The sequence below is a fragment of the Streptococcus sp. HSISS2 genome (genome assembly GCF_000448665.1).
GTDB lineage: Bacteria > Bacillota > Bacilli > Lactobacillales > Streptococcaceae > Streptococcus > Streptococcus raffinosi.
On record NZ_CM002133.1, the window covers coordinates 1,859,305 to 1,870,597 of the forward strand.

Genomic DNA, 11,293 nt, shown 5'->3' on the forward strand with positions numbered 1-11,293 from the left:
GGCTTCTTCCATATGCTCTTCATTGGTCATAAAGTGAGTAGCCGGGAAAAGAACAAGGTGCTCAACTTCACCGAGATTACGTCCGGTCAGACTCTCAATCTCACATATGCGGTCAATCTCATCACCGAAAAATTCCACTCGAAAAGCATGTTCGTCACGGCTGGCAGGAAAAATTTCGACCACATCGCCACGTACACGGAATTTCCCACGTTGAAAATCAATATCGTTTCGCTCAAACTGGATATCAACCAAGTCATTGAGCAACTTGTCTCGAGAAATTTCTTGACCTGGACGCAGACTGACAGCTGAATCCGCATATTCTTTGGGCGAACCCAAACCGTAAATACAAGAGACAGAAGCCACAACAATCACATCATTGCGTTCCAATAGGGCTGATGTTGCTGAGTGACGGAGCTTATCAATTTCGTCATTGACAGAGCTATCTTTTTCAATATAGGTATCTGATGATGGCACATAGGCCTCTGGCTGATAGAAATCGTAGTAGGAAACGAAGTATTCTACAGCATTGTCTGGGAAAAATTCTTTGAACTCACCATAAAGCTGACCTGCCAAAGTTTTATTGTGGGCGATAACCAAGGTTGGTTTATTCACGCGCTGGATGACCTGACTCATGGTATAGGTCTTACCTGTTCCTGTCGCTCCCTTTAGGATTTGAGCCTTCTCCCCACCTTCAATATTATCAACCAAGGTTTCGATGGCCTGAGGTTGGTCCCCAGAAGGTTCGTATTTAGAAACCAAATGAAATTGGTTGTCTTCTTTTCTATCTATCATGGTTTTTCCTTTCATTTATGTAATCATTCATCTCTTGGTCGGAGAAAATTTCCCCACTTGTAAGCGGAATTTGAATCATTCGCATCTTAGCGACATAGGCACGTTTCTTCCGTGATTGATGACCAAGCTTTTTATCATAAGTAACAGCTGTCTCACCATTTTTGAAGAAGACAAGCAAAACCTGGTACCTCTTTTTATCATCAATCTCAGCATCGTAGTCAAAGACATGCTCAATGCGTTTCAAAGAATATCTCACCGTCGAAGAGCGTTCAATATCCTCCATCCGTGTTGTCCAAGCTTTCTTGACAAATTCAATCTCAGATAAGGGAATGTCAAAGGTTTTCCGTCCAAATGCTTGGCCGTAGTAGGTCAAGAAATTGTCATCAAGTTCCAAGAGGTTACCATGACCTTTGAGATTTACGATACCGTCTATGAGAAGAATAATGGATAATAAAAGCCAAAATAAAACAATGACAGCAAGAAACTGCTTGACTGGATTTTCACGGAGAGAACCTCTAATAAGCTCAGGACAAAGAATCCATAAAGACAAGACGGAAAATATAAGGCCAACCACTATTTTCAATTTCAACATGACCCTATCAAGCTTAACTATCATATTGTCCCCTCCAAGTGTTTCTTCTATTTTAACATAGAAGTAAAAAGACCGAGTCTTTAGAACTCAGCCTTAAAAATTTTCTTTTTCAATTGTAATCGGAGGATGACGATACCTACCAGAAGAACGAGACAGGTAACGATATTCCCTTCTAGACCAAAGGCTCCACCTGACAACCAATCAGGTACGCCTGACCTGGCCTGAAAGTGCAATAAGCTACCGCCTACATCCCGTCCACTAACTGCCACGCCAACTAGATTTCCTTGCGCAAAGTTCCAAGCACCGTGAATGGCAGCGACACCCCAGATATTATCTGTCTTGAGCATGTAAAGGGCCATGAGAACCCCTACTAAAACAATACTGATAAGAGACAAGGCGGTAACCCCTTGATTTCCCATGTGTAGCATTGAAAAGAGAGAACTTGAAATAGCAATTCCCCAAGAAAGGTTCAATTTATTAGTAACTGTCTGAAGCAACCAACCACGAGTCACCAGCTCCTCGGTTCCACCTTGGATAAACCAGAAAGGTATTAGGGATAGTATATATAGGAGGGTTCTCTGAGAAAAATCTACTCTTACAAATTCTAAACCACCAAGTAAATAAGTCCCGAGGAAACTCACTAACAAGAGTAGAGTCCCAAATCCCCAGCCCTTGAGCATATGGCACCAAATAGAGCCTCTAAAGAATCCAAGGGAAAGAATGGAGCGCTTTTCAACAACTTTGACCCAGAAAAAGACGATCAGAGCAGTAAAGGCAAAAACACCCAGTTCAAAATACTCAGATGAGAATAACTTAAAGGCGATTGCATTAATATCCTGCGGTTGCACACTACCATTTAGCATCATGACAAAGAGGACAAGGGCTACCGGAATTCCTACAACAAAACCTGCTAACAGTCCACCTATAAGGACAAAACCAGTAGCAATAAGGCAAGAGAGCATAATCATCAGCCAACTTGGGACTTTATCATATAGCCTAGTATATTTCTCAAGCATACGTTTTTTCATTTAAATAACTCCTGTTACAAACCTTTCTTGTGTTAGATTCCAGTGTAACGAATTGACATAGGCTTGTCAACTTCTTCTTAAATAGCTCTCATAATTGACGAATCTTGTTATATTTCCTAACATCAAACCTCTCAAAGTTTGATAACAAAGGCTTTTTTTGATAAAATAGGAAGGTATTTTATAAAGGAGAACTTTTTATAATGAAGAAAAAACTTCTGACACTCTTTTTGAGTGCCATGTCAGTTTTCTTTGTTTTCGGAGCTAAAGCATCTGCTAGCACGATTTCAGTTGTTTCAGATACAGCCTATGCCCCATTTGAATTCAAAGACTCTGATCAGACCTACAAGGGTATCGACGTTGATATTATCAACGAAGTTGCCAAACGTGAAAAATGGGATGTTAACCAAACCTATCCTGGTTTTGATGCAGCCGTTAATGCGGTACAAGCAGGACAGGCCGATGCCCTTATGGCCGGTACGACTGTTACCGATGCCCGTAAGAAAGTCTTCACTTTCTCAGACACTTATTACGACACATCCATTGTTATCTACACACGTAGTAGTGATAAAATCAGTGACTACAAACAATTGAAGGGTAAAACAGTCGGTGTTAAAAACGGTACTGCTGCCCAATCATGGCTTGATAAAAACGCAAGCAAGTATGGCTTCACTGTTAAAACGTTTGACACCAGTGATTTGATGAACAATAGTTTGGATTCTGGTTCCGTTGATGCAGCCATGGACGACACACCTGTTGTTCAATACGCTATTGGTCAAGGTAAAGACTATGCCATCAATATTAAGCCTGAATCTATCGGTAGCTTCGCCTTCGCTGTGAAAAAAGGGGGCAAATACGAATACCTCATCAAGGAATTCAACGAAGCTCTTAAAGCTATGAAGAAAGATGGTACCTACGACAAAATCATGAAAAAATGGTTGGGTAACTCATCAAAATCTTCTTCAAAACCTTCAGCAGATCTTAAATTGACTGGTGATGCTAATGCAAAAGCAACTCCTGCCAAGGAAACTTACACCATCTCAATGGACTCATCATTTGCACCATTTGAATATCAAAATGGTTCTGGTAAGTATGTTGGTATTGACGTTGACATCATCAATGCTATTGCTAAAAACCAAGGTTTCAATGTCAAATTAACCAACCCTGGCTTCGATGCATCCCTTAATGCCGTTCAATCTAGCCAAGCCGATGCGGTATTGGCTGGTATGACCATCACAGATGCCCGTAAACAAATCTTTGATTTCTCAGATCCTTACTACACTTCAAACATTCGTTTGGCTGTGAAAAAAGGCTCTAACGTTAAGAAATACGAAGATCTCAAAGGTAAGACTATTGGTGCCAAAAACGGAACATCTTCTTACTCTTGGTTAGAAGAAAATGCCGATAAGTATGGCTTCACGCTTCGTGCATACGATGAAGCTTCTACTATGTATGACAGCTTGAACTCTGGTTCAATCGATGCCCTTATGGATGACGAAGCTGTTCTTCTTTACGCTATCCAACAAGGACGTAACTTTGAAACACCTATTAAGGGAATCTCTACTGGTGAAGTTGGGTTTGCTGTTAAAAAAGGGACTAACCCTGAATTGATTACAATGTTCAACAATGGTTTGGCTGCTATTGTTAAAGACGGTACTTATGATAAGATTATCAACAAATACCTTGACAATAACAAATCTAAAGAAAAGAGCTCAACCAAAGCTGTTGATGAAACAACAATTGTTGGCTTAATTAAAAACAACTACCACCAACTTCTTCAAGGTCTTGGTATCACTATTGGATTGACCCTTCTTTCATTTGCGATTGCCATGATTATCGGTGTCATCTTCGGTATGATGGCAGTTGCACCAAACAAGACCCTTCGTGTGATTTCACAAGTCTTCGTTGACGTTGTCCGTGGTATCCCATTGATGATCGTTGCAGCCTTCATCTATTGGGGTATTCCAAACTTGATTGAAAATATCACTGGTCACCAATCACCAATCAATGACTTTGTGGCAGCGACTATCGCCCTCTCACTTAATGGTGGTGCTTACATTGCTGAAATTGTGCGTGGTGGTATTGAAGCTGTGCCAATTGGTCAAATGGAAGCCAGCCGAAGCTTGGGTGTTCCTTACAATACAACCATGCGTAAGGTTATTTTGCCACAGGCTGTCCGCTTGATGTTGCCAAACTTCATCAACCAATTTGTTATCTCATTGAAGGATACGACTATCGTATCAGCTATCGGTTTGGTCGAACTCTTCCAAACTGGTAAAATCATTATTGCTCGTAACTACCAATCATTCCGTATGTATGCTATCTTGGCCATCCTTTACTTGGTCATCATCACATTCTTAACGAAATTGGCTAAACGACTAGAAAAGAGACTTAAATAATGGCTGAATTGAAAATCGATGTGCAGGACTTGCACAAATCATATGGCGACAATGAAGTCCTTAAAGGCATTGACGCCAAATTCTACGAGGGCGATGTTGTTTGTATCATCGGACCTTCAGGTTCTGGTAAATCAACCTTCCTTCGTACCCTCAATCTACTTGAAACAATTACATCAGGTAAAGTAATCGTGGATGGTTTTGAATTATCAGACCCTAAGACGAATGTTGACAAAGCTCGTGAAAACATCGGGATGGTCTTCCAACACTTCAACCTCTTCCCACACATGTCAGTACTTGAAAATGTGACATTCGCACCGGTTGAACTTGGACGTATGACTAAGGAAGAAGCTGATAAATTAGCAATGGATTTGTTGAAGCGTGTTGGTCTTGAAGACAAGGCTGAAGCGACACCAAATAGCTTGTCAGGTGGACAAAAACAACGTGTGGCAATTGCACGTGGTTTGGCCATGAATCCTGACATCATGCTCTTTGACGAACCGACTTCTGCTCTTGACCCTGAAATGGTCGGAGACGTTCTTGACGTTATGAAAGAGTTAGCACAACAAGGAATGACCATGCTTATCGTTACTCACGAAATGGGATTTGCCCGTCAAGTTGCTAACCGAGTAATCTTTACTGCGGATGGTGAGTTCCTCGAAGATGGTACACCAGATCAAATCTTCGATAACCCTCAACACCCACGTTTGAAAGAATTCTTGGACAAGGTTCTAAACGCCTAATCATCACAACAGTTACTCTTACTAGAGTAGCTGTTTTTGATTGCCACAATTTGAGAAGACAAAAACAGAGCAAGTGCTAGACTTGCTCTGTTTCTTCATTTAATTCAGGGTGTTTCTCTGCTTCTTCTTTTGCCAGACGCTCACGTTCAAGACGGAGCTTACGGTTTGGATTTAAGCGAGTGAAAAGCTCTTCAAGCTTCTTTGGATTCCATACATCGGCCGCAGAAACGAAGTTCCCATCTTTGTCCCTAAATGATATCGGTTTATCTCCCATTGTAAACCTCTTTTTCAATAGTTTTTGTTTTCAGCAAGATTTCCTTCGTATTGACCACACCTCAAAAAGCCATTCGATTTTTACCGACTTAACTCAATTAGTGAGGTTGATAGGCAGTTCGCCATAGCGACTGCCGTAGACTATCAAGTGCTTGGCACTTAGAGAGTCATACACGGTCACGACACGAAGGTTAGTCGGTCGATTTTTACCGACTTAACTCAGTTAGTGAGGTTGATAGGCAGTTCGCCATAGCGACTGCCGTAGACTATCAAGTGCTTGGCACTTAGAGAGTCTTGCACGGTCACGACACGAAGGTTAGTCGGTCGATTTTACCGACTTAACGTAGTTAGTGAGGTTGATAGGCAGTTCGCCATAGCGACTGCCGTAGACTATCAAGTGCTTGGCACTTAGAGAGTCTTTCAACGTCAATCCACAAACTCAAATTCAAAGTTACCAATACGAACAATGTCGCCATCCTTAGCCCCACGTTCACGGAGTGCTTCGTCAACTCCCATTCCACGCAATTGACGTGCAAATTTCATAATTGATTCGTCACGTTCCATGTTTGTCATGATAAAGAGTTTTTCAAGTTTTTCACCAGAAAGTACCCATGAAGCATCGTCATCACGGCTAATTTCAAATGGACGTTCATCCTCGTTAAAGCCATAGTATACTTCTTCTTGTTCCATATCTTCTTCACTATAAAGTAAGAATTCATCTGTTTGATCAAGAAGTTCTGCGGTCGCTTCCAAAAGGTTCTCTAGACCTTGATGAGCCAAACTTGAAATTGGGAAAATTTGTGGCAACTCATCGAATTCATCGTAATTAGCAGCCAATTTTTCCTTAAACTCTTTCAAGTTTTCCTCAGCCTCAGGCATGTCCATCTTATTAGCAACAATAATTTGCGGACGTTCCATCAAACGCAGGTTGTAAGTTTCCAATTCCTTGTTAATTTGAAGGTAATCTTCGTAAGGATCACGCCCCTCGCTTCCCGACATATCAATCACATGAAGGATAACACGTGTACGCTCGATGTGGCGAAGGAACTGTGTCCCCAAACCAACACCCTGACTAGCCCCTTCAATCAAGCCCGGAAGGTCAGCCATGGCAAAGCTCTCACCTGACTTAGTACGAACCATTCCCAAGTTAGGAACAATCGTCGTAAAGTGGTAGGCACCAATCTTTGGTTTTGCTGCCGTTACCACACTAAGAATTGTTGATTTACCAACAGATGGAAAACCAACCAAACCAACATCAGCCAAAATCTTCAGTTCCAACTGAAGTTCACGTTCTTCACCTGGTTCACCATTCTCAGCGATTTCAGGTGCAGGGTTACGAGGCGTCGCAAAACGGATATTTCCACGACCGCCACGACCGCCATGAGCAATGACAAACTCTTGACCTTCTTCGACTAGGTCAGTAATAACCTTGCCCGTTTCAGCATCACGCACTGTCGTACCTGGCGGAATACTCACAATCAGGTCTTCGGCACCACGACCATGCATTCCCTTGGTCATCCCTTTTTCACCGTTCTTGGCCTTGAACTTACGGTTATAACGGAAATCCATAAGGGTACGCAAGCCTTCGTCAACTTTGAAAATGACTGAGCCACCCTTTCCGCCGTCACCGCCCCAAGGACCGCCATTCGGCACATATTTTTCACGACGGAAGGCAACCATCCCATCGCCACCACGACCTGCTTTGACGCTGATCTTGGCCGTATCTAAAAACATACTCATCTATTATTTTCTCTCTTTCTGACACATGTTGCATGCCCTCATTTCATCTTAAAGCAATGAGTTTCCGACATACACAAAAAAACGCTTAATAGCGTCTTAAAGGACAGCTGCGACTGCTTGGAAAATCAATGCCCCAACTGTTACTAATAACATAATTAAAACGACAACTATTGTCAGACGTTCAAAGAATGATTTCTTACGTGGTCCGTTATCTCCAAATGCCACTTGAATTTACCTCTTTTTCTTCTAGTATATCATTTTAATGGTAACAAAAATCTACCTATTTCGCAACTGTTTGTTAAGCTTAAGCCAAAGGAATTCCAAAAACGCTTAATCCGTCTAACTCCTCTTGAGTCAATCGACGCCAAGTGCCAATTTCTAAATCATCTGGCAAAACTAAAGATCCCATACTCAAACGTTGCAAGTCTGTCACTTCCTTACCACAAGCAGCTACCATGCGCTTGACTTGGTGGAATTTACCTTCGGCAATGGTAATCTGAACTGTACTCGTTTTAGCTGCCTGATCTACTGACAAAATCTCTAATTTAGCTGGTTGGCAAGTGTGGTCTTTTAGCTCAATACCCTTTTCAAAAGCTTGCATATCTGCTTCGTCCATGACACCTGCTACCTTAGCTTGATAAATCTTGTCCACATGTTTTCTAGGTGATAACATAGCGTGAGCCAAATCACCATTGTTGGTCAATAGAAGCAGGCCATGAGTATCAATATCCAACCGACCAACTGGAAAAACCTGCTTGTGGCGAGCTGTCTCATCCAGTAAATCTAAAACCGTCTTATGACGAGCATCTTCTGTTGCCGAAATCACACCTTTTGGCTTATTCAAAAGATAGTAAACAAAGGTCTCATGTGTTAGTTCCTGACCTTGATAAGCAATCTGGTCCTTCTTCTCATCAATCTGAGTCTTAGGAGACGTTTCCACCTGACCATTGACGGTCACCTGCTTTTTCTTAAGATAAGTCTTGACTTGACTACGACTGCCAAGACCACAGTCAACCAAAAACTTGTCCAGACGCATCTACACATCCTCCTTTATCGGAATCCAAACTTCCATCTCATAATCTTCAGCCTGACGATTACCTGGTGGATAGACCTCTACCATAGGCTGGTTAATAATATCAAAATGTTTCTTGGCGTGCTGAAAACTCTCCCAGACCGCTGCTGTCGCCGGCCCCTTAAGTTTAAAAACTGCATAATTAGCCGGTGCAAGGGCAATCATCTCCAAGGCCTCGTCCTCACCAGCCAAGGCAGTGACATAAGTTTTCGACTTCCGTCAGTGATGCGAATCCCATAAGTAGTAAGGGCCAAATCGTCTCGCTCTGCAAGAAAAGAAATCCAGAGAGGCTCCGTCGGCTTGCCAATTTCTCCACCTTCAAAAGTCAGACCTGAAAACGTCAAAAAGCCTTTTTTAACAATTTCCACATCATAACGAACAGTCACCAGATGAAGTTTTTGAATAACCTGTTTCATCTCTGTTGGCTGAATCGGCGTCTCATCAGCTAAGGCATAGGAGATTTTTTCCACAAAGGCTTGCTTTTCCTTATCACCAGAACCTATAGGAACAAGCACCCAATCCTCTACCTCCACACTTTTATCTTCACAAAGATAAGTGTAACGCTGACCGCCTTGGTTAAAAGATACTTCAGCCAAACGATAGAGGGGATCTGGGTAATCGACAACCACCATTTCCAGTGCACTTGCTTGGAACAAGAGCTCCTGATCCTTGAGACGTACCTTCATCGCCAAGCTATTCGCATCAATGAAAAAACCGTTATCAGAATCCATCATAGACTGAAAGAAGGCCTGGTGTAAGCCAGAGAAGGTCCAAACAACATGCCAACGACACATCATCTCATAGTCATCAATAGTCACGAGAAGAGACAGTTCTTGCTGATCAGCAGCATAAGAATAAGCTTGGACAATCACTTGTTCTGGTGTCAGGTAGTCATTGACAAAGACCGCAAAATCGTCCATGGTTTGAAAATCTGACATAAGCTCTTCCTCTCTAATCTTCTACTGCACCTGTCACATACATGGTAAATGTTGCCCTAGTTAGGATTTTCTCCTCCTGGTTAGTGACGAGGACATCCACCACCTTGGTAGACTTACCATTATGGACACAAAGCCCTTCAATCTTTAGGTCATCAGACAGATGTCCAGCCTTTAGATAATTGATATTAGACTGAAGTGTCACTGCATAATCACCTGTTGAGATGGCCACCAGTCCAGCCACCTGATCACAAAGCGTGAATAAATAACCACCATGTGCGTTGCCAAAATAATTTAGAGACTTCTCAACCACCTTTGTCGTCACGATGACATGGCCAGTTTCAAACAGTTCTTCTCGAAAATTCTCAAATACTCGAATTTCATGTAGTTTGTCTTGCATAGCAAGCCCTCCTATCATTGTCTATTCCACTTTAAAGCAAATAGCTTATCCTTACTTACTAGTATAACACGAACTTAGTAAAGGATAATCAGCTTATGGGGCTAAGCTGATATCAACCACTATATCTTCACGAAAGAGCTTCTTGACACGACAAAACTCATCCACAAAAGCCAGTAATTTATCCTCATTTTCGATAACCAAGTCCTCAGGCAAATGTATCTTCAGCTTGAAATGACCCTCTTCATAGCTAGAATCAACCCGAATAGCAAGCTCATCCTTTCCCTGAAACTTTGCAAAATAACTCTGTAAACACATGGTCACACAAGAAGCCAAAGCAATATTCACCAAACTCATGGGTGTTTCCCCGTCCTCAGTATAGCCAAAAAGTTCCACAGGTGCCCCGTAACCCTCTGAAAAGGAATGATAAGGTTTGTCACCCTTAATAATTGTTTGATACATCTTAGTCACCTCATTACGTTTTACTCTTATTATAACAAAGAGAAGCTGACCTACCGAGCTTAACGACTTGAACTGTCTGTCATTATGATGGAAAGCGTTAAGGAGCTAACCTCTTATTTTCCAATAGATTAGCCTAGCACAACACCACTATTACTGAGGGATTACAGTTAGATAAAATCGTCTGAGAGCGCTTTCGAATTTCCAATTTTTCCTTTACAATGGATGTATTAAGAAAAAAGTGAGACTATTATGAAAACATTTTCTAAACTAACTTTAGCCTCTGTCTCAGTTCTTGCCTTGTTGACCTTAGCAGCATGTGGCAACTCTAAAGACAAAACTGACTCGTCATCTTCATCAACATCATCCAGTAAGGTGACCAAAAAATCTTCTTCAAGCAGCTCAAGTGCTTCAGTAAAAGTCAACAAAGACGGTTCAACTGAAGTGAGTGACGGAAACGGTAACTCAGCAAAAACAAACGGAAATAACACTGTCGAAGCCAATGACAACAATGGCAATAATGGAACAGTGAGCCAGGATGGTTCAGTTGAGGTCAATAGCCAAGACGGAACAACTGTCAAAGTCGGATCAGACGGAACCGTTTCAATTGGGAACTAAACTAAAACTCTCGGAAAATAATTTCCGAGAGTTTTTTCATCAGTCAAGATCTGAAGGAATAGAATAAACCTATAGATTTTGAAACCATTCGAAACAATACAGCTCTAAAACTTTTGAACAGAGTTACCATAAGTCAACTGGGTTTTGGAACCATTCGAAACAACACAGCTCTAAAACAAGTCCCTGGCATTATCTAATACGAAATATGTTTTGGAACCATTCGAAACAACACAGCTCTAAAACAAGTCCCT

The 11,293-nt window shown here is 41.7% G+C and carries 14 protein-coding genes; 3 read left to right on the forward strand and 11 right to left on the reverse strand.

Going from position 1 to position 11,293, the window contains the following annotated elements:
• The 3 genes from HSISS2_RS07980 to HSISS2_RS07990 all read right to left on the reverse strand — a co-directional run.
• Positions 1-792: DEAD/DEAH box helicase family protein (locus HSISS2_RS07980; protein WP_042767102.1), on the reverse strand; the 792-nt coding region annotated here is incomplete at its 3' end.
• Positions 782-1,408 carry a hypothetical protein gene (locus HSISS2_RS07985; RefSeq protein WP_021146251.1) on the reverse strand — a complete coding sequence of 209 codons (627 nt, stop codon included), beginning with the start codon at positions 1,406-1,408 and terminating at the stop codon, positions 782-784. The genes HSISS2_RS07985 and HSISS2_RS07980, both read right to left, overlap by 11 nt.
• A gap of 56 nt (positions 1,409-1,464) precedes the next feature.
• Positions 1,465-2,412 carry a CPBP family intramembrane glutamic endopeptidase gene (locus HSISS2_RS07990; protein WP_021146252.1) on the reverse strand — a complete coding sequence of 316 codons (948 nt, stop codon included), beginning with the start codon at positions 2,410-2,412 and terminating at the stop codon, positions 1,465-1,467.
• A gap of 200 nt (positions 2,413-2,612) precedes the next feature.
• On the opposite strand from HSISS2_RS07990, the gene HSISS2_RS07995 reads away from it, so the two are divergent.
• Together HSISS2_RS07995 and HSISS2_RS08000 are read left to right on the forward strand one after the other, a co-directional pair.
• Positions 2,613-4,808 carry an ABC transporter substrate-binding protein/permease gene (locus HSISS2_RS07995; protein WP_002889451.1) on the forward strand — a complete coding sequence of 732 codons (2,196 nt, stop codon included), beginning with the start codon at positions 2,613-2,615 and terminating at the stop codon, positions 4,806-4,808.
• Complete coding sequence (locus tag HSISS2_RS08000) at positions 4,808-5,548, forward strand: amino acid ABC transporter ATP-binding protein (RefSeq protein ID WP_021146253.1); 741 nt, start codon at positions 4,808-4,810, stop codon at positions 5,546-5,548. Before HSISS2_RS07995 ends, HSISS2_RS08000 begins: the two co-directional genes overlap by 1 nt.
• Before the next feature lie 76 nt (positions 5,549-5,624).
• Here the strand turns inward: HSISS2_RS08000 and HSISS2_RS08005 are convergent, their stop codons facing one another.
• From HSISS2_RS08005 to HSISS2_RS08035, 8 genes are all read right to left on the reverse strand, one after another.
• On the reverse strand, positions 5,625-5,822 hold the full coding sequence (locus HSISS2_RS08005) for a hypothetical protein (RefSeq protein ID WP_021146254.1): 198 nt from the start codon (positions 5,820-5,822) through the stop codon (positions 5,625-5,627).
• Positions 5,823-6,247: 425 nt separating this feature from the next.
• On the reverse strand, positions 6,248-7,561 hold the full coding sequence (gene obgE / locus HSISS2_RS08010) for a GTPase ObgE (RefSeq protein ID WP_021146255.1): 1,314 nt from the start codon (positions 7,559-7,561) through the stop codon (positions 6,248-6,250).
• A 96-nt stretch (positions 7,562-7,657) separates the two neighbouring features.
• Positions 7,658-7,786, reverse strand: coding sequence for a DUF4044 domain-containing protein (locus HSISS2_RS11065; protein ID WP_021146256.1), 129 nt, complete (start codon positions 7,784-7,786; stop codon positions 7,658-7,660).
• A 79-nt stretch (positions 7,787-7,865) separates the two neighbouring features.
• On the reverse strand, positions 7,866-8,597 hold the full coding sequence (locus HSISS2_RS08015; RefSeq protein WP_021146257.1) for a pseudouridine synthase: 732 nt from the start codon (positions 8,595-8,597) through the stop codon (positions 7,866-7,868).
• Positions 8,598-8,798, reverse strand: coding sequence for a GyrI-like domain-containing protein (locus tag HSISS2_RS08020; RefSeq protein ID WP_021146258.1), 201 nt, complete (start codon positions 8,796-8,798; stop codon positions 8,598-8,600). It abuts the gene before it with no gap.
• Positions 8,795-9,571, reverse strand: a complete 777-nt coding sequence (locus tag HSISS2_RS11980; RefSeq protein WP_021146259.1) for a hypothetical protein — start codon at positions 9,569-9,571, stop codon at positions 8,795-8,797. The genes HSISS2_RS08020 and HSISS2_RS11980 overlap by 4 nt, the downstream gene beginning before the upstream one ends.
• 13 nt (positions 9,572-9,584) lie before the next feature.
• Positions 9,585-9,968 (reverse strand): PaaI family thioesterase, encoded by a 384-nt coding sequence (locus tag HSISS2_RS08030; protein WP_008535228.1) that lies wholly within the window; start codon positions 9,966-9,968, stop codon positions 9,585-9,587.
• Between the two features lie 93 nt (positions 9,969-10,061).
• The gene (locus tag HSISS2_RS08035; protein WP_021146260.1) at positions 10,062-10,427 is read right to left on the reverse strand and encodes an OsmC family protein; all 366 of its coding nucleotides are present in this window, start codon (positions 10,425-10,427) and stop codon (positions 10,062-10,064) included.
• A 249-nt stretch (positions 10,428-10,676) separates the two neighbouring features.
• Between HSISS2_RS08035 and HSISS2_RS08040 the strand changes: the two genes are divergently transcribed.
• A complete protein-coding gene (locus HSISS2_RS08040) occupies positions 10,677-11,042 on the forward strand; it encodes a hypothetical protein (RefSeq protein WP_042767103.1) in 366 nt (121 codons plus the stop codon).
• Positions 11,043-11,293 lie beyond the last annotated feature (251 nt).